Below are 18,912 nucleotides of genomic sequence, written 5' to 3'. Positions count from 1 at the left end.
GTATTTTTTTCTTATCTTAAGATCCGTTTTCAGCGAATTATGTAAAGATCATTATGGAAGCAATAGCCAATGGATTGATATTGCTGGTGCTATCAGTCGGCCATGCTGAGCTCTGGATCGTGGTCATCAATCGCACACACGCTCTGCCGATACACGATGTCCGCCTTAAGAGACTGAGGCATGTGCTGGAGCTATTAATGGTTCTGTTTCCCATAGTGCTTTTTCTCTCTGTGGGGCTGTACACGCCAGGGGTTCTGGTAGGTGGGGACTGGAATCAACTCCCTTTTTGGTGGAAGCCTGTCCTATTCGTGTGTGCCTTGGGATTTCTGGGCTTCTTGTATTCCGGGTTTCGCCATCTGCTTTATAAACCACCCCGCCAGCAGACCGAACACCAGTCTGAACTGATCCACATCCGCCAGCGACTCAATCAGGATCTGATCGGAGAGGGGCCTTATCATTATCTGGCCGGTCTTCCCTTTAACCAGATTTTCAGTGTGGAATTCACGGGGAAAAAATTCGAACTCCCCCGACTACCTGCGAACTGGGAAGGTCTGAGAATCTTGCATTTGAGCGACTTCCATTTTTCTGGCACATTGAAACGTGAGTATTTTATCGAGCTATGTCGGATTGCTCAGGAAACAGAGCCTGATCTGATTATCTTCGCTGGTGACCTCATAGACGAAATGAAATGTCTCGACTGGCTGGACGACACACTGAGCCCGATGCAAGCACCTTTGGGGTGTTTTTTTATTCTAGGTAATCATGACTGGCATCAGGATAGTCTTCAGATTCGAGAGACTATGATGAAAGCAGGCTGGATCGATCTCACTACTGAGCCATTTCTTCTGGAGCATGAAGGACACACGCTGCAACTGGCGGGAACCGAAGTCCCCTGGATGGGAGCGCATCCGGAACTCAAGCAACCAGCTATAGAGGAAGGTAGTGGAGCAGAGTCTGACTTCCTCTTGCTCGTTAGTCACACCCCCGATAATTTTCACTGGGCTGTTCGCCAGGGGTATGATCTGGTGCTTTCCGGTCACACACATGGCGGACAGGTCCGCTTCCCTTTGATCGGCCCGGTCTTTACGCCGAGTTTGCACGGGACGCGTTATGCAAGTGGGACGTTTGCCCGTGGTTCGACCGTGTTGCACGTCAGCCGTGGTGTGTCGGGGATTCATCCGTTACGCTTGTTCTGCCGTCCGGAAATCAGTCTTTTAACATTACACACAACCGATTCAAAAGATCGATGAACTACGTTGGTTTCAACGTGCTTCAGATTGCCTTGCCGAAGCTTGACGCGCAAATCCACTTTCCGAAACATGAAATTCTGCCCAAACCGGTAAATGATCGGAAACGACCAGGGCTTCTTTTTCCGTTAGTCCAAAGCGTGTTTTGAAATCATAAATGCCAGACTTTCCGGTGAATTCCTGTGAACGGTGACGGCTGAACAAGATATTGTCATATTGTTTTGATTTTCGGGTATTCGTGGGGGTTTGGGAGACGGTCCACATGAGATCGGGGACCAATCCCAGCTCTCCCAGATTCCGATCATTTACATTCAAATCGCCAAGCAAGATGACATCGTCTTCCTGGCTGCCATCGTTGGAAACGACTCGGTAAACATCGTCCAGAACATTCAGTTCTTGTTTCGTTTCATCCGGGTCGGTATGAATATTGATTAAAGAAAACGTAAACGGCTGCTTACTGGAAGAGCTCAATGTCTGAAAATGAGCAATGTAAGGGGGGCGATGCAACTTGTCGTATTTATCGATCACCGTATAAGTCCATTTATCGTTCACAGCAATTCGTTCGGTATTATAGAAGTAGGCGTACTGTTCCTTACTGGCAGTTCTTCCCAATCTGGGACCAATCAGGTAGGCATAACGGTGGTTTCCAGAATTAACAATGCTCAAGAATTCGTCCATAAATGATTGATCCTGCGAACGAATTTCCTGGACTGCGACTACATCAAACTGCTGGATAATACGTGCCAGAATTTGAGGTACGTTTGGTTTTTTCATTTTGCTTTGACCAAACACCTGAATATTAAATGTAGCAATCCGAATGGTATTTTCAGATTGTGGCAGGTCGATTTCGGTGGAATCCCAGTCTGATGGCGTCGAACTGGAAATCGTAGAAGAGACGAAGTCAGTAACCCAGTTCGTGACCTGCTTCGGTTTGATTCCGAAATGAAACATTCCTCCACCGAGCAGACTGACCAGTAATAATGTCAGCCCACGCGATTTCCATGATCTAAGGAACGGAAGTCTGAATTTGGGTATAAGGGCCATAGTACCATCCGTGGTAATGTGTATGACGGAAATGAAGTAGGAATCTGTGGATAAATATGCCAGCCTCTCTGGAGAAGAGAGACCGAAGAAAGGAGCCGAAATTTAACAGATTTCTGAATGATGGTGTAGATCAAATTTTAAAGAGAAAGTTTCGCTGGAACGTATCCCCCTTGCCGATCTAACTCAGATCCGATACGCTTAATTCCGTGGACCGTGTACATATTTCGCTGTTGTATCTCTTATTCTGACAACAGCTTACATGAAGGGCATCGAATACTTTGTGTCGAAGACTGACGATTACGGTTCCTTCTCTCAGCTTCGGCGGTGCAGAAGGTGTTGCCACCATGATGGCAAACCACTGGGCGCACATCGGGGATTCAGTCACTCTCATTACCTTGGATTCTGCGAAAACTGATACGTTTACGTTTTCAGAATCAGTCCAGCGGTACGCTTTAGGTGTGATGCAGGACTCTGATCATCTGATTCAAGCGGTGTTTAATAACAGGCTGCGTGTCAGACGATTGCGAGAAATGATTACGGAGTCTCGACCCGATGTTGTCATCAGTCTTACTGATCGCATGAACGTTTTGACGTTGCTTGCAGCGCGAAAAGCGAACTGGCCTGTTCTAATCTCAGAACGTTCTGACCCGCGGCATCATCCGATCGGGCGACTGTGGTCATTTTTGCGAAAACGAACATATCCACGAGCGATCAAATTGATTGTTCAAACTCAAGGAGTTGCTGAATATTTCAAGCCCTGGATGCGACCCTCACAAATTGAAGTCATTCCGAATGCCGTTCCCATTCCTCGTTCAGCACAAGTTCCAATTGTCACAGAACGATCGCTTAACTCACGGCCGGAGTCGAATGTGATTTTTGGTATGGGTCGGCTTTCTTATGAAAAGGGTTTTGATTTGTTAATCGATGCGTTTGCTTTACTGGCGGCTGAATTTCCCGAATGGAAGTTATGCATTTTAGGAGAGGGGCCGTTACGTGAATCATTACAAGCGACTATTGATGAACGTGGATTACAAAATCAGGTCGAATTGAAGGGTTGGGTGGGAGATCCTGAACTCATTCTGGACCAGGGAAAGCTGTTTGTACTTCCATCGCGATATGAAGGGTTTCCTAATGCATTGTTACAGGCGATGTCACGTGGATTGGCTTGTATCAGTTTTGATTGCGAAAGTGGACCAACGGAGATCATTCGCTCTGGAATCGATGGGTTATTGATACCACCGGGAAATGTTTCTGAAATGGCTAATACCCTCAAGCATTTAATGAGCGATAAAACACTACGAAAGAAATTTGCTGTCAATGCGCTGGAAGTGACACGGCGGTTTTCTGTGACACAATATTTTCAGCACTGGGATCAACTCATCAATCAATCGATTTCCTGAAGAGCTATGTTATGCGACAATTTGTCATACTTCGCCATGACCATCCCCAATTGCATTGGGACCTGATGTTGGAAGAAGAAGGCGTGCTTAAAACCTGGCGTCTCAATGAGCTACCAGCCATAGATCCGGCATCCGATGAATCATCGATTGACTTGGTTGCCGAAGCGCTGCCCGATCATCGGCTGGTTTATCTGGATTACGAGGGACCAGTCTCTGGAGATCGTGGTGAGGTTCAGCAGTGGGACCGCGGTACATTTTCACTTCTGGAACGCAGCGATGGATTAATTGTGGCATTGTTGACAGGGGAAGAACTGGCGGGACGGGTCACACTCAAAAAAACGGAACAGGAAAACCAGTGGTCGTTCAATTACACCGCGTTTTTTTAATGTGGTTTATTGGTTTTCAGCAACTGCTTTTCCGGCAATGCGAAAGAGACCAGGTTGAACTTCCAAGGCCGTCAAGTCGGGTAATTCATTTTTGCCATGATCCAGGTTCACGATTAACGCGTCGTTGCCATTATTTTGCCCCCATTCAATATGCCAGCCATCCTTACGTGCTTCCTGGATCAAATCTGCGATTGCTTCTTCGATTGGTATGGGGAGCAACCCAGCCCGCGCGTTTTCCAGCTCAAGAACAAGGCGATTTTTTTCCAGTAACCAGGGCTTGAATTTCAGACTGATGATGCCCGACCATTTTTTCAATGACAAACGGAATCCCAATTCGACCTGATCGTTTCCAAACTTGATTCTTGGATCAGAAATTCCTTTTGGTACCCACTCGTTGTATTTTTGATGCAATTCTTCTGCCAGCCATGCATTAATCTGTTGTTCGCTAAATTCCTGTGACCATTGTGGTTCATGATTGTGTACATCATTCACCAGTTGCATCGAACGTTGAACGAACTGTTTGGCTTTTTGCTGCCGGACTTCCGGTTTCGATTCGGCCTGAAGTGCTGCCTGATAAAATTCAGGGACCTGAGCAGAAGACCAATAAAGGCCTCCTGTGACTCCTCCCAACAGGAGGAGTAGTACAAAGAGAAGTAGTAAAAAACGTTTCATAAGGAAATGCTAGGTCGCTTTGAGAGAAGCGTCAAGACCGTTACGCTGAGAGAGAATTTGCGGAAAACGCAGTATTGCGCTAAGTTGAATCCTTAAAGATACTTGTCGAACGCGCGAAGGTCTTTTATGATCGGTCGTCCCGATCCTGATTACCGTGCGAAACTTTCTAGTATCGTACGTTTGAGATTGCAGGAATCCTCTCGTTTTTGGCAGCCAAGAGAAATAATAAGAGCATTTTTATGAGTACCGTTCGAACCCGTTTTGCCCCTAGTCCAACAGGCTACATGCATATTGGAGGTATGCGGACTGCTTTATTTAACTGGCTCTGGGCACGGCACAACGGTGGGCAATTTATTCTTCGCATCGACGACACTGATCAGGAACGCAATCTTTCCGAAGCACTCGATCCCATTCTACAAGCATTTAAATGGTTGGGACTGAATTGGGATGAAGGACCCGAAGTGGGAGGCGATAACGGACCTTACTTTCAGTCCGAGCGAAATGACCTTTATCGGTCCGCCGTTGATCAACTACTGGCCGAAGGTAAAGCCTATCGCTGTTATGACACACCTGAGCAAATTCAGGCTGACAGAGAAGCGGCTCAAAATGAAAAGCGAAACTATCTGAATATTCGCCGTTCATTGGAGCTTTCAGAAAGTGACAAAGAACAATACGAAGCAGAAGGACGTGCTCCCGTAGTACGCTTGTTGGTTCCCCGGGATCAGAAGATTCAGATTGATGATGCCGTGCGTGGTCATGTTGAGTTTGACGCGGGCTTGATGTCAGACCCGGTGATCCTGCGGGCGAACGGAACACCTCTCTATAATTTAGCGACCGTGATTGATGACGCACAAATGAAGATCACACATGTGATTCGTGCGGAAGAACATCTTTCAAACACACCAGTGCAGGTCTTGATTTTCCAGGCATTGGGCTATCAACTGCCGCAATTTGCTCATATTCCGTTTGTCGCAGCGCCGGGGGGAAAAGAAAAACTGAGTAAACGAAAACTCGATAAGTACCGAAAGAGCCCTCAATTCAAAAAAATGTTTGATAAAGCAGAGGCTGTCTTTCCACGGATTGGTCTGGAAAATGCCGGAGGCCTTGATCCTGTGATGGTCGAATATTATGAGAAGATTGGCTATCTTCCCGAAGCAATCTTAAATGCACTCTCCCGATTGGGCTGGTCTTTGGACGATAAGACCGAAATTATGTCGCTGGACACGATTATCGAGAACTTTACCCTTGATCGCATTGTCAAATCTGCTGCAGGCCTTGATCCGGATAAACTGCTCAGTTTTCAGTCTCATTGGATGAATCAATTATCCATGGATGAAAAAGTAGAGCGCTGCAGTCCTTTTCTGGAAAAAGCAGGTTTGGTTCAAGACGCGAGTGCTCCCGAAACCAAACAAAGGATCAGCCATGTGATTATCGGGATGGAAGATCGTTTGAAAATCGCCAGTGACATTCTGGACTTCGATGAATTTTTTGTTGCCGACGATCAACTGGTGTATGATGCAAAAGCGTTCAAAAAACGAATTAAAAAATCCGCAGAAGCAGTTACTCTGTTAGAAAAACTGAAAGAAAAGTTAGCTCAGGCCAGCGACTTTAATGCGGAGGCATTAGATCAACTGTTGCACGACTTTGTGGAACAGGAAGGGATTGGGATGGGGCAGATTATTCATGCGTTGCGTGTGGCCGTCAGTGGAAAAGGGACGGGAATCGGAATGTTTGATTGTCTGGCCATTCTAGGGAAAGAAAGTTGCGTTCAGCGAATTGATCATGCGATTTCTCTTAGTCAGAGTGAGTAATTAAGCAGTAGAATCGAGACAGGCTGGTCCTGTGATTGATGAAATCATTTAAGGAGTAAGGGATGTCGACTCCCGAAGAAAAAACACCAACCGATTTTATTCGGACAATCATCGAAGAAGATAATCAAACAGGCAAACATGACGGGCGTGTGCATACACGTTTTCCGCCTGAACCGAATGGTTATCTGCATATCGGGCATGCCAAATCAATCTGTCTCAATTTTGGTATTGCCGGTGAGAATCCAGGTGGCCTTTGCAATCTGCGGTTCGATGATACCAATCCTGAAAAAGAGGACGTGGAATACGTCGATTCGATTAAAGAAGATGTTCGCTGGCTGGGGTTTGACTGGGCGGATCGTGAGTATTTTGCGTCTGACTATTTCGATCAGCTTTATGAATACGCGATTGTGTTGATCAAAAAAGGAAAAGCGTATGCCTGCGATTTACCCGCGGATCAAATGCGCGAATATCGAGGAACTGCTACTGAACCAGGTAAACCAAGTCCGGGTCGTTCCCGGTCGGTCGAAGAAAACCTGGAACTCTTTGAACGTATGAAAAATGGTGATTTCAAGGAAGGCGAATTTGTCTTACGTGCCAAAATCGATCTGGCTTCACCAAACTTCCATATGCGCGATCCTGTGATCTATCGTGTGCGACATGTGCACCACCATCGTACGGGGGACAAATGGTGTATCTATCCGATGTATGACTATACGCACTGTATTTCAGACTCAATCGAAAAGATCACACATTCCATTTGCACACTCGAATTTGAAGACCATCGGCCACTTTATGATTGGATTCTGGATGAGCTGGAAATTTTTCATCCTCAGCAAATTGAGTTTGCACGCTTAAACATGACTTACACAGTCATGAGTAAACGGAAACTATTGGAACTGGTCCAGGGTAACTACGTTTCTGGCTGGGATGATCCCCGCATGCCGACAATCTGTGGAATGCGACGTCGGGGTGTGACACCAGAATCGTTACGCGAATTTTGTAAGACGATCGGGGTGACGAAGTTTAATTCAATGACCGATAAAGTCGTACTGGAGAATTCCATTCGAGAACATTTGAATCAGGTTGCTCCGCGTGTGATGGGAGTATTGAATCCTTTACGTGTGGTGATTGATAATTATCCCGAGGATACGACCGAAGAGTTGGATGCGGTAAACAATCCCAACGACGAATCTGCAGGAACACGGAAAGTACCTTTCTCAAAAGTCATTTACATTGAGAAAGAGGATTTTATGGAAGATCCACCAAAGAAGTTCTTCCGGCTTTCTCCCGGCAAAGAAGTTCGATTGCGTTATGCTTATTTTGTGACCTGCGTCGATGTGATCAAGGATGATACAGGTGAAGTCATAGAATTACGTTGTACTTACGATCCTGAGACAAAGGGGGGAAATGCTCCCGATGGTCGAAAGGTTAAAGCAACAATTCACTGGGTTTCAGAATCACATGCCGTTGATGCGGAAGTCCGACTCTACGATCACCTTTTCAAGACTCCCGATCCTGAAGATTTGCCTGAAGGAGTTGATTATAAAACGAATCTCAATCCAGATTCGTTGCAGGTTTTAACGGGGTGCAAGCTGGAGCCAAGTTTGAGAGAGGCCGAGCCGGGCAGCCGCTTTCAGTTCGAACGTCTGGGATACTTTTGTGTGGATCGTCAGGATTCCTCACCTGAGAAGCCGGTGTTCAATCGAACTGTGACATTGCGGGATGCCTGGGCCAAGGTCGAAAAGCAGCTTCAGAACCAACCCAAAAAGAAGTGAGAAAAACAAAGGGATTCTGAGCTACTAACAGTCAATCCTGAAGAGCGCATAAAAAAACACTCGTCGGATTGATATCCGACGAGTGAGCCCATGCACTTCAAAGTGCTCATGTTTTCAAACTTTGAATTATGGTGTTCGTTGAGCTACCGAAAAATCGCTGTTGGATGTAGCAGGCGCTGATTGCTCAGAGCGTGGAACACGACGAGTCCAGCCACTGGCACGAACGATTGAAGGTAGTGAGTTTCCTGAAGACTTCGGCTTATAACCGGCTCGGCGTGTGGGAGGGAATGCCGACTCGGTTGATTCCTGATAAGACGAACGTCGGAACGCAGGATCATCATCTAAGCTGGATCTCCGTGGATCAGAAGCAGGATCCCGTTTGTATTTGTCGCCGTTTGCATCAAATGTGTCATCTTTCTTTTTGTTTAATGCAGATCGTTGGCGAATTGGCTCGGGGGCTCCCGCTGAAGTATAAGGTTCAGGCGTGGGAAGTAAAGCTGTGGCCGTTCCACCAAATCCACCATTAGATGGATAGACATAAGCAGTACGGGTGGTGGGAATCGTTCGCATGACAGTGACCGGCTTCATGGCAGTGACTGTTGTCTTCACATATCGTGTGGAGTTAACGGCAACTTTGCGAGTCGTTGTATAAGGAACCATTTTAGCGACGTTGTATGTCACCTTCCGAGTTTGATGCACGGCAACCTGACGAGTGACAGGCACGTTTTGTGTCACAACATTAGGAACGTAGTGTCTAGTGGTACGGTATCGTGGCGTGAATGCCATTCTCATCGAGTAACCGGTTCGATTCATCCACCCCATTAAGTTGGGGCGGTTATCGTAGTCACAAGGAGACACACGTGGGATGCAATGACGTTGTGCTACCCAGCGACCCATGTCTCTTTGAACCTGCCGACACTCCGTCACATTCTGATATGACGTGTAAGGCACATCAACGGTTCTGGGCTCAAGTACCTGCCGGTACTCAGTCACCTGTTGATCAACATATTTGGTTTCCGTAACCGGCCTCATCACAGTCTGATTGACGGGGCGGTACTCTGTTACCGGTACCTGTCGATAGGTTGTTTGTGTAACCGGAATCGGACACTGTACCACTGGTTGGGGACAGCAATTTTGAATTACGGGTGGTGGTGCACAGGTATTACAGTTGTCAAAGGGCCGCCATTGAGCCTGGGCAGTACCGGCAGCCAAAGAAAACAATGTAATCCCCACTACGGGAATTGAACGAATGACGCATTTTAACATGAGCATGTCCTACAAAGAGAGTCTTTGAGAGGGGTATTTGAAAGAGTAATGTGAAGTGTGCAAGGTTTGATAGCTAAGGCTCGCTACAAAACCATTGCGATGGGGCACGGTTTTTATGAAAATTTGAAAAAGGGGTCAAGTCGTATTCGGCAAAATGCCGATAAGGTGCTGCCTGAGTTTTACAAAAATGGATTTAATTAGCGATTTTCAATAGAGTTAGCGGAATTGAATCTTTTTGAGAGTTTGCTGAACGAGGAAAAAATAAAGACAGGTTTGCGTGGATTACGAGAGAAAACTGATCTCTGGAATGCGAAATTGCCGATGAAATCCCTGTTATCGGGCAAAGTAATTCCTTCTTTTTCAGAGATTCCTCCTCGATAACACCGTATTCACGAAATGACATTATCCGGATCTATCTAACGTGTATTAAAGATTTAATTTTAATAGACTTACATCTTCAATACCGATAAGATTCCTGTTGCTGGCAATATGGATATTGCTATAAGATCTGTCGTTTCATAATACAATAATCATCTCATTTGCTCGATCCCTTCACTCCTGCCCGGTTGTTAAGATCGAATGAGAGACCAATTAAGTAGCAACATGGAAGTTGTTCTGTGGACAATCTCTCTTCAGACAATCAGGAACGCTCATTCCTCAGCGAGACATTGTGCGCGATGACCCAGTTTGTGGTCACCCACTCTAAGTTTAGTCTGGCGTTTGCGCTCATTATTTCCATTGGTTGTGTGTTACTGACGGTCTTCCGTTTGGAATTCAAAACAGATCGTGCTGATTTAATTGATCCCACAGCCGCCTTTCATAAAAAATGGATCAATTATACAGAGAGTTTTGGTAGTTCCTCTGACCTGGTGTGTGTCGTTGAGTCGGATACTCCCGAAGCCATAAAGTATGTACTACGCGTTCTGGGAAAGCGGATTGAACAACATCCTGAGTTATTTGAAAATCCGCTCTATCAAATTGATCCCGGTGATCTTCCGTCGAAGGGATTACAATATTTGACCCCCCAGCAGTTACAGACGGGATTAGATCGACTGGATGAATATGGCCCGATCTATCGTGGTGGACGTTGGGATCTAACACAGGTTGATTTACTCTATGATCGACTGAAATATCAGATTCAGTCGCGATCCACGAGCTATCGTGGGGCAGAACGCGAAGAACATCTGGAGCCTCTCTTCAACCACGCTGCGATTCTATCGAACAGTATGTCGCGTTATCTGGCGAATCAGAGTGATTTTCAGTCTCCCTGGCCTTCAATTGTTCCCGTGAATGAACGAATGCGCGAGCGATCACGAGAAGTGATCTATCTATTGAACCAAAGTGGGACGATGGGATTTCTCAAAGTATTCCCCGTACATCAGGAAAACGGGTTTGATGGTGCGACTAGTGCGATTGAAAAAATGCGCAGTATCATTGGAGAAGTGGCAGCCGAAAACCCTGAGGCAAAGATAAGCCTGACTGGAATTCCGGTACTTGAGAACGATGAGATGCGCAAATCACAGTCCGATATGATTAATGCATCAATCATCTCCTGTCTCGGTGTGGGACTCTTGTTATTTATCGGGTTTCGAGGTTTTAGACATCCCATCCTAGCGTTGATCATGCTGTCGGCAGGCATGGCGTGGGCGTTTGGATATACAACGTTAACCATTGGTCACTTAAATATCCTTTCGGTTTCTTTCGCTGTGATTCTGATCGGGCTCGGGATCGATTTTGGAATACATTATCTGGCTCGTTACATCGAACTACGTCATCATGGGGAAAATCTGGAAGCGGCACTTCTTAAGACATCGAGTACCGTAGGAACCGGTATTGTTACTGCAGCATTGACGACAGCGTTGGCCTTTTACTGTGCTGGGTTGACACCTTTTCTGGGAATTGCCGAGTTAGGATTCATCGCCGGTGGTGGAATTCTACTCTGTGCAGTTGCGACATTTATTGTTTTGCCTGCACTGTTATCACGGGCTGATCGGAATATCGAAGTCAAGCAGATGCCCACCCCCTTTCAGGGGAAATGGTTACAGAAAATTATCATCCGATTTCCACGGAGTGTGGCTTTGTGCTCTTTGGGTGTGGTTGCTTTCTGTGCGGTTCAGATGCTGCAAAAAACAGACGACGGTTGGAAGTCTCGTGTGGTTTATGATTATAACCTGCTAAACTTGCAAGCTTCCGGTCTGGAATCGGTGGAAGTTCAAAAACGCATTTTTAATGATGCTCAAAATTCTCTTTTGTTCGCGGTTTCGGTGGCAGATAGCGTCGACGAAGCCCATGCGCTCCGCAGGAAGTTTGAAGCATTGCCTACCGTACATCATGTTGAAGAGCTGGCTTCGCGCGTTCCCGCTCATTCGCCACGTGAGACAAATCTGCTCGTTCAATCGTTTCGGGCTCAGTTAGAGCAATTGCCCGATACTGTTCCCTATGTTAACAGATTGAATCCTCTCATTATTGGACGAAAACTGGAACAGTTTTATGTGCTCTTGTCTCGCTATAACCATCCGAAAGCTCAGGCAACGGCACGTGTACTCGATCAATTTCTGAATCGATTTGAGTCGATGACACTGTCTCAGCAATCACGTTTTCTTGACGAATTTCAGTATCGCACAACGGCTTCTCTGTTAGGTCAATTTAAAGCGTTACGAGGGGCTTCCGACCCGGCTCCTGTTCGTTTTTCAGATCTTCCTCGGTCTTTGACTTCTCGCTTTGTGAGTGCAGAGGGGAAATGGTTGATTCAGGTATATCCCCGCGATCATATCTGGGAGATTGGTCCGCTGGAAGAATTTGTAAAAGAGGTTCGCTCCGTTGACCCCGATGTCACTGGAACGCCATTACAAAATTATGAGGCTTCGCAGCAGATCAAGGTCAGTTACAAAACAGCTTCAGTTTATGCTCTGGCTATTATTTGCATCGTTTTATTGTTTGACTATTTAAGCCGTCGACACGCTGCCATGTCGATGATTCCTGCGTTAGTTCTTGCAACTTGCACCTGGTTTATTCTCTTCAATCGAGGAACGCCCATCAGTATTGAAGCAGCTATAGGCATGTTTTTGGTGATGTGCATCGGAGTTGCGTTTGTTTTAGATCGACAAAGTCTTTACGACGTTTTTTTGACAATGCTGCCTCCCGTCGTTGGTGGTATTGTCATGTTTGGGATTCTGGCAATGATGTCGATCGATCTCAATCCGGCAAATCTGATTGTGTTACCCTTGATTTTAGGGATTGGCGTCGATGACGGCGTGCATGTCGTTCATGATTATCGGATGAAAAAAGGCGCCTATAAAACATCTCCAAGTACCATTAATGCCATCGTCTTGACTTCGCTTACTTCCATGATCGGTTTTGGAAGTATGATGATCGCAACGCATCGGGGGCTCTATAGTGTTGGTCTGGTGCTGGTGATTGGTGTTGCCTGTTGCTTGTTCGTTTCCCTTGTCACCTTACCAGCTCTTTTGACCTGGATTTCCAATCGCGAACAAGCGACCGATTCAGTAAGCGTCAATAGTGGAGATGACAGGCAAAACAAGCATGGTAAGAAGCGGCGAAACCGCAACGAAATGGAAGCCGCCGCTTGATTGGGTGCTTACATGATCCAGCCGCCGCCAAGCACTCGATCCTGGTCATAAAGTACCACCGCTTGACCTGGTGCAACACCATATTCCGGATTATCAAACGAAACACGGAAGCGATCTTCGTCTAGAATTTCAACGGTGCAGTCTGCTTCCTTGTGCTGATACCGGATTTGAGCCTGACAGCGTATTTCAGAACCGGGACTGTCAATCAACCAGTTGCTACGATTGGCTTCTAACGTTTTTCGAGCCAGATCCTCGCGCGTTCCAATTACCACGCGTTTTGATTCTGGTTCAATTTTGATGACAAACCGTGGTGTTCCAAAGGCAACACCCAGCCGTTTGCGCTGGCCGATGGTATAATTTTCGAAACCATTGTGGTGGCCGACGACGTTACCCTGAGTATCAACCATTTCGCCAGCGGTTTCCTGCTCACCACGATAGCGATTGAGAAAGCCAAAATAATCATTGTCGGGTATAAAACAGATCTCCTGGCTATCTGGTTTGTTAGCTGTTCGCAAGCCGGCTTCTCCCGCCAGTTCGCGAATTTCCGGTTTGACGAATCCTCCCACTGGGAAAATGATTTTATCGAGCAAACCGCGATTGATACCAAAGAGAACGTAGGACTGATCCTTTGATCGATCGAGACCGCGTACCAGTGCCGGCTGACTTTCTCCGGGAACAGAATTCAACTGTGCATAGTGTCCGGTTGAGATATAGGAAGCGCCGACTTGTTCTGCGAACTCCCAGAGCTTGCCGAACTTCAGCCAGTTATTACACATGACACAAGGGTTGGGTGTGCGACCGGCAAGATATTCATCGGCGAAGTAGTCTTTGATACGTCCGAAGGCGTCTTTAAAGTTGAGTGCATGAAACGGGATGTCCAGCATATCAGCGACACGGCGGGCATCAGCGGCGTCACTGGCCGAGCAGCAACCTTGTTTGTGTGGTTTCGAATTGAGTATGGGCAGTGTATTTTTATCGTCCGTTGCGCAGACTGTTTCTTCTGTCGCACCCGACCGCATGAACAGCCCGATCACTTCGTAACCCTGCTCCAGTAATAAATGGGCGGCTGCGGAACTATCGACCCCGCCACTCATCGCCAATACAACACGCGTAGACATATCTAAGAAAACTCAACTCGATTTGCTAAAGAATCAAAACTGCCAGAGACAATATTTTATTATAGACGGCTCTGAAGCTGATCACAGGGATTAAGGATTGAGAAACTTCTGATTTCAAATGAAATCAGGGACATCAGTTGGCTTCCAGGTCAAGATGCTGTGCTTTGGGAATTTGCCTTTGAATCTCTTCCTCGATTTTATCGATTTCTTCCGTCAGAGTATCAAGTAGGTCCTTTGTATAATTCTGACAAAACTTCTCGAACTCTTGTTCGTTTTTTATATCTGGATAAGCGGCAAGCGCTTTTTTCTTAAGTCGTTTCGACAGTTCTGCAGGATTAAAACTGAGGTCTGCTTTAATTCGATAATTATCGATGGAAAGCACGCGAGATCTGAGGTCGATGACATCGTCAATCAGGGGATTATTTTTTAGAATCTGAACGACTTGTTGTTTTTCTTCACGTGGAATACTGGGGCCAACCAGTAATTCCTGATTACGAATGATGAGCCAGACGGCAATCCCACCCAACAAAACTCCAATGCCGATCGAACCGATGGCGTCCCAATAGTGATGTCCTGTTATTTGAGTGAGCAAGATTGCAGCGAGTGCAATAATCACACCCAGACAGGCAGCACCATCTTCAAGAATGACGGCAACCGCAGCCGGATCAGCTTCATATCGAAGATAATTATGAAAGGGTTTATTGTAACGAACCGCGTTTTTCCATTCCCCTTTGATCGCCAGGTAAAAAACGATTGCATCAATAACAAGCGCAAACAACAGTGCCCCGATGGCCCAGTTCATTTCTCCCATCGCTAATTCCGGAGGATGAAAGAGTGATTGCACGCCGTGATAGATGGTCACGCCACAGCCCAGAAAGAAGATTCCAACAGCGGAGATTAATGCCCATACATATCGTTCCCCCGCATAACCATATTCAAATCGTTGATCAGGGGCTTGATCAGCACGTACTATTCCAATGAGTAATAGAATCTGATTCAAGAGATCGGCAATCGAGTGGATTGTTTCTGAAAGCATAGCTCCCGAGCCGGTAATAAGAAATGTGGCTCCTTTGGCGAGAGTAATCGACGCGTTACCTACGATTGCTGCGACCACCGCAAACCGGGAATTGCTTTGCGCCATATCTTTTTACCTCTGGATGACAAAAGATCTTATGAGTTGAATTGTGAAATAAAATAGCAAAATGTAAATCTGCATGCCATTCACTAGTATGATCATTCTAATAAATCATACATTTACAGATTTAACGCTACTGTTCAATTCGGTAAGAAAGAAATGTTAGACAACAGATATCGTATAATACTGTGAATGAGGTAGATTTATACTTGATTATTAGTATGCTCCCAAAGGCACTTATAGAATCTATCTGGAGTAAGATCGAGAGGTAACCCTGAAACTCCCCCATCACCCACCTCTACAATTTTCCAAGTTCCATCCGTTAAATATGCAACATCAATTGTTATGAATGGCGATTTAAATTTTCTCGCGATCTGCTCCCATTGATTACAATTATCTAAAGGCGATGGATCACTGGGTTTCGGAGGGACTATGAGACTTCCGTTCCAGAAAAAAAGACGTGTTTCTTCAACAATAGGCATTCCTCGCATGTCTTTTCCGTGTTCAATGATTGGCATAAATTCTCGTAAGACTATTCCACGATTAAACAAATTTCCCCGCTCTTCCCTAAATACTTTATAAATTTCTCTAAAGCGTTTTTCATTGGTATTTGCTGGGATAAAACATCCGTCATTCCATCGGCTTTTTGCTGACTTAACCCAATCTTTGATTATTGCATTTGAGTTTGAGAACTCAGAATATAATTCCCATGCTGCGTTTACATTATCTCCATAAATCCAAGAGCATCTTGATGTCTGTTCTTTAGTGTGTGGGTATGAGTGTGGGATGTAGTGAGCTTCTTCATATGCTTCGGGTGTGGTTTCTGGCTTATAGCCCTTCGATTGTAAAGCTTCAAAAAGAGAGGTATAGATTTCTCCAGGGATCATCCAGCCACGCAGAATTAACCTTTGTTTATTCTCAGAAAATGGTAAAGGTTTCAGTGCCGTTTTTAAATCACCTTGTTCAAGTACGTCATGATCATAGAAGCCAGTGGTGAATCCGACTGTTTTTGCCGCCTCATATTCCGAAGCAAATTCTGAGTCAACTCTGGATACCGAGAATGGTTCGTGTGGAAAGAATATAAGAATAGAGGCCGTTGTCTGTCCTATCATTGCCTTACATAGTTCCTCTGGAATTGAATAGTATTGATTTTGTATGTGACTGTTTAAAAAGAATTAATCAATTGAAACATCAGTGAGTGACTGAAGAAACACTAGTTTTTGTAACGCTCACTTTTAGGGCTTTAAGTCAATTTGTTCCATAAAAAAAGTCCCTCAAACAGCTGAATGCCTGAGGGACTTGGTCGTGAGTATGGGGGTTCACTTATTTTGAAGCATTTGCTTGAGTTTCGTTAAATTTCTTGGCGAATTCAATTTCAGCTTGCCAGCGTTTGACTTGATTTTGAGACGCGGTGAAAGCACTTGCAGCTGCATTGGCCGCGTTTTGTGAAGCGGTTGCTTTATCGGTTGCGGGCTTCAGAGCTTTCTGTAATCCGGCCAGTTTAGTTTTTGCAGCATGCAGAGCTGCAGTCATCTGTTTGATTTGTGGTGTGTATTGTGCAATCTTTTGTTGATTGGCTTTGACTGCAGCCTGATGCGTAGCCAGATTTTTCTGCTCAGCCGCATTTGCTGCCACTCTTTTATCCAGTGCCGCTTTCAGCTTTGCTGCTGCTTCGGCTAGGTCTTTATCTCCGGCTACTTTTTTACTGATGGCATCTGCTTTGGCATGTGCCTCTTTGATGGCTGCTAAAGGTGCATTGATTGCAGCAATCTTTTTGGTTGAATTTGTAACATTACCTTGCGCACCTGTTAATGCTTTTTGACTGGCCGCTAAATTTGCATTGAGCGCGTTCAACTTGTTTTGCAGATCGGTTTGTTGCTTCTGTGTAGCAGCGATGTCGGCGTTCACTTTTGCGACTGCTGCTTTATCAGTCTGAGCGACAGCTAAGAGCTTTTGATGATTCGCCTGAGTGGATTTCAGTGCGGCTGTTGCAGTCGTGAGACGCTGCGACAACTGTGGTGGGTTTGCGGTTAATTCACCCGCTTCTTTTCCATCGGCTGCATTCCAGACTTTGATTTTTCCCGTCCAATCGCCGGCGATCACACGGTTGCTTTCATCGCAAATGGTGACGCTGACAGCAAGATCTGCAAAAGCAGGTAAAGCGCGGAGCTGTTTTCCTGCCTGATCCCAAATCTTTGTCACACGATCACGGCCACAGGTCACGATCCGACCATCACGGGCAAATTCGATACTTGAGGTTCCGGGGTTGTGTGCATTCCAGGATTTGACGTTCCCGCCGTTTTCCAATTCCCAGAGTTTGACTGACTGGTCTTCACTACTTGTGGCAACGATATTGGAATCAGAACGCCAGGAAATTCCTGTGATTCCACCTTTATGTCCTTTCAGAGTCAGGTACTCGCTACCTGTGGCCGCTTCCCAGACAAAGGCGCCACCATTACGGTCACCAGAACAAAGCAAAACGGAATCCGGGCTGAAGGCCAGTGAGGTCATCCAGTCTGTATGCTTTCGAATTTCATAAGCGAGTTCTCCTGTGCTGGTGGAATAGACGCGAATGACTTTACTCGGACTACCCAAGGCGATAAATCTCTGATCTGAACTGATATCAGCACACAGAACCGAATCGAGTTCATCGCCGACTGTAAAGAGGCGTTTTCCTGTTTTCACATCCCAGACGACCACTCGTCCACTGGCACCAGCGCGACCTCCACCGGCCAGCAAAAGACTGCCATTACGACTGAATTTCAAGACCTGTGGAAAACCTTCCGGGAAGGGGAGTACGCCTAACAGTTCCAGTGTTTTGGTATTGTATAGCAAAATCTGTTTTTGACCTGCTACAGCGGCTAAAGGAGACCAGGGATTGGTAGCTAAGGCAGTCACAGCCGTCCCCAGACTGGTGTGGACGACAGGTTCCAGACTCATACGGGGAGGCATAGGAGGAGGTCCCTGTGGCTTACCTGAAGACGCACCTTTGAGTGCAAAATCGAACTTTGGTTTCTTGATGACGACTTTACTGCCTGCGTTTTCAGGGGCACCACCATCGATCCATGCTTTAATTAAGGCGAGATCTTTGTCGGGGAGTTTATCTGATTTAGGAGGCATGAATGGTTCAGATTCATGTGTGACCAGCATGTATAAATAGCTGCCGTCAGCATCACCAGGTTCAAGTGACTCTCCAGCCGCTCCCCCTTGCATCAATCCGGTGTAGTTAGTCAGATCCAGGCCAGATGCTTTTTTGTCCGTGTTATGACAGGCAAAACATTTCGCACGAAAAATAGGCTTGATGTGTTCGTCAAAAGTGATTTTTACTTTTTTCTTGGGCGCGGGCTTTTTATCCTCAGCATGCAGTCCTGTAGATAGCATGGAGACAAACAAACCGGCGACAATGAGTCGTTTGCCGAATTGACAGCACCAATGATTAGAGAGTGAGTTTTTCATAGTCATACCATA

Annotated in this window: 13 protein-coding genes; 6 read left to right on the top strand and 7 right to left on the bottom strand. The window is 46.0% G+C overall.

From position 1 onward, the window contains the following. Positions 1-53 precede the first annotated feature (53 nt). The gene (locus V144x_RS23510) at positions 54-1,250 is read left to right on the top strand and encodes a metallophosphoesterase (RefSeq protein WP_144988778.1); all 1,197 of its coding nucleotides are present in this window, start codon (positions 54-56) and stop codon (positions 1,248-1,250) included. Between the two features lie 12 nt (positions 1,251-1,262). On the opposite strand, the gene V144x_RS23505 is transcribed toward V144x_RS23510, so the two are convergent. After that, the gene (locus V144x_RS23505; RefSeq protein ID WP_144988776.1) at positions 1,263-2,291 is read right to left on the bottom strand and encodes an exonuclease/endonuclease/phosphatase family protein; all 1,029 of its coding nucleotides are present in this window, start codon (positions 2,289-2,291) and stop codon (positions 1,263-1,265) included. A gap of 278 nt (positions 2,292-2,569) precedes the next feature. Between V144x_RS23505 and V144x_RS23500 the strand changes: the two genes are divergently transcribed. Both V144x_RS23500 and V144x_RS23495 read left to right on the top strand, forming a co-directional pair. Further along, positions 2,570-3,691 (top strand): glycosyltransferase family 4 protein, encoded by a 1,122-nt coding sequence (locus V144x_RS23500; RefSeq protein ID WP_144988774.1) that lies wholly within the window; start codon positions 2,570-2,572, stop codon positions 3,689-3,691. Positions 3,692-3,702: 11 nt separating this feature from the next. After that, positions 3,703-4,077, top strand: coding sequence for a DNA polymerase ligase N-terminal domain-containing protein (locus V144x_RS23495; RefSeq protein WP_144988772.1), 375 nt, complete (start codon positions 3,703-3,705; stop codon positions 4,075-4,077). Positions 4,078-4,083: 6 nt separating this feature from the next. On the opposite strand, the gene V144x_RS23490 is transcribed toward V144x_RS23495, so the two are convergent. After that, entirely contained in the window at positions 4,084-4,749 is a 666-nt protein-coding gene (locus tag V144x_RS23490; RefSeq protein ID WP_144988770.1) for a hypothetical protein, read from the bottom strand. 239 nt (positions 4,750-4,988) lie between these two features. Here V144x_RS23490 and gltX point away from each other — a divergent pair, with 239 nt between their 5' ends. Beyond that, positions 4,989-6,560 (top strand): glutamate--tRNA ligase, encoded by a 1,572-nt coding sequence (gltX, locus tag V144x_RS23485; RefSeq protein ID WP_144988768.1) that lies wholly within the window; start codon positions 4,989-4,991, stop codon positions 6,558-6,560. A 62-nt stretch (positions 6,561-6,622) separates the two neighbouring features. Beyond that, the gene (locus tag V144x_RS23480) at positions 6,623-8,335 is read left to right on the top strand and encodes a glutamine--tRNA ligase/YqeY domain fusion protein (RefSeq protein WP_144988766.1); all 1,713 of its coding nucleotides are present in this window, start codon (positions 6,623-6,625) and stop codon (positions 8,333-8,335) included. A gap of 126 nt (positions 8,336-8,461) precedes the next feature. On the opposite strand, the gene V144x_RS23475 is transcribed toward V144x_RS23480, so the two are convergent. Beyond that, positions 8,462-9,601: a hypothetical protein gene (locus V144x_RS23475; RefSeq protein ID WP_144988764.1), complete on the bottom strand. Its 1,140-nt coding sequence runs from the start codon at positions 9,599-9,601 to the stop codon at positions 8,462-8,464. A 617-nt stretch (positions 9,602-10,218) separates the two neighbouring features. On the opposite strand from V144x_RS23475, the gene V144x_RS23470 reads away from it, so the two are divergent. Next, entirely contained in the window at positions 10,219-13,191 is a 2,973-nt protein-coding gene (locus tag V144x_RS23470; RefSeq protein ID WP_144988762.1) for an MMPL family transporter, read from the top strand. 8 nt (positions 13,192-13,199) lie between these two features. On the opposite strand, the gene mnmA is transcribed toward V144x_RS23470, so the two are convergent. The 4 genes from mnmA to V144x_RS23450 all read right to left on the bottom strand — a co-directional run bounded on the left by mnmA (position 13,200) and on the right by V144x_RS23450 (position 18,900). Next, positions 13,200-14,309 (bottom strand): tRNA 2-thiouridine(34) synthase MnmA, encoded by a 1,110-nt coding sequence (gene mnmA / locus V144x_RS23465; RefSeq protein WP_144988760.1) that lies wholly within the window; start codon positions 14,307-14,309, stop codon positions 13,200-13,202. A 133-nt stretch (positions 14,310-14,442) separates the two neighbouring features. Then, positions 14,443-15,450 carry a cation diffusion facilitator family transporter gene (locus V144x_RS23460; RefSeq protein ID WP_144988759.1) on the bottom strand — a complete coding sequence of 336 codons (1,008 nt, stop codon included), beginning with the start codon at positions 15,448-15,450 and terminating at the stop codon, positions 14,443-14,445. Between the two features lie 197 nt (positions 15,451-15,647). Then, complete coding sequence (locus V144x_RS23455; protein WP_144988757.1) at positions 15,648-16,556, bottom strand: ATP-grasp domain-containing protein; 909 nt, start codon at positions 16,554-16,556, stop codon at positions 15,648-15,650. A gap of 211 nt (positions 16,557-16,767) precedes the next feature. Continuing rightward, positions 16,768-18,900 (bottom strand): c-type cytochrome domain-containing protein, encoded by a 2,133-nt coding sequence (locus V144x_RS23450; RefSeq protein WP_144988755.1) that lies wholly within the window; start codon positions 18,898-18,900, stop codon positions 16,768-16,770. Between the last annotated feature and the right edge of the window lie 12 nt (positions 18,901-18,912).

Origin of the sequence: Gimesia aquarii (genome assembly GCF_007748195.1) — a bacterium.
GTDB classification, from domain to species: domain Bacteria; phylum Planctomycetota; class Planctomycetia; order Planctomycetales; family Planctomycetaceae; genus Gimesia; species Gimesia aquarii.
This window is presented reverse-complemented; position numbering and strand designations above follow the sequence as displayed.

What these genes read in the sequence shown, in the direction of transcription:
- V144x_RS23460 (WP_144988759.1), bottom strand. Translation starts at nt 15,450, where the DNA reads ATGGCGCAAAGCAATTCCCGGTTTGCGGTGGTCGCAGCAATCGTAGGT.
- V144x_RS23480 (WP_144988766.1), top strand. Translation starts at nt 6,623, where the DNA reads ATGTCGACTCCCGAAGAAAAAACACCAACCGATTTTATTCGGACAATC.
- V144x_RS23505 (WP_144988776.1), bottom strand. Translation starts at nt 2,291, where the DNA reads ATGGCCCTTATACCCAAATTCAGACTTCCGTTCCTTAGATCATGGAAA.
- gltX (WP_144988768.1), top strand. Translation starts at nt 4,989, where the DNA reads ATGAGTACCGTTCGAACCCGTTTTGCCCCTAGTCCAACAGGCTACATG.
- V144x_RS23475 (WP_144988764.1), bottom strand. Translation starts at nt 9,601, where the DNA reads ATGTTAAAATGCGTCATTCGTTCAATTCCCGTAGTGGGGATTACATTG.
- V144x_RS23490 (WP_144988770.1), bottom strand. Translation starts at nt 4,749, where the DNA reads ATGAAACGTTTTTTACTACTTCTCTTTGTACTACTCCTCCTGTTGGGA.
- V144x_RS23495 (WP_144988772.1), top strand. Translation starts at nt 3,703, where the DNA reads ATGCGACAATTTGTCATACTTCGCCATGACCATCCCCAATTGCATTGG.
- V144x_RS23455 (WP_144988757.1), bottom strand. Translation starts at nt 16,556, where the DNA reads ATGATAGGACAGACAACGGCCTCTATTCTTATATTCTTTCCACACGAA.
- mnmA (WP_144988760.1), bottom strand. Translation starts at nt 14,309, where the DNA reads ATGTCTACGCGTGTTGTATTGGCGATGAGTGGCGGGGTCGATAGTTCC.
- V144x_RS23450 (WP_144988755.1), bottom strand. Translation starts at nt 18,900, where the DNA reads ATGAAAAACTCACTCTCTAATCATTGGTGCTGTCAATTCGGCAAACGA.
- V144x_RS23510 (WP_144988778.1), top strand. Translation starts at nt 54, where the DNA reads ATGGAAGCAATAGCCAATGGATTGATATTGCTGGTGCTATCAGTCGGC.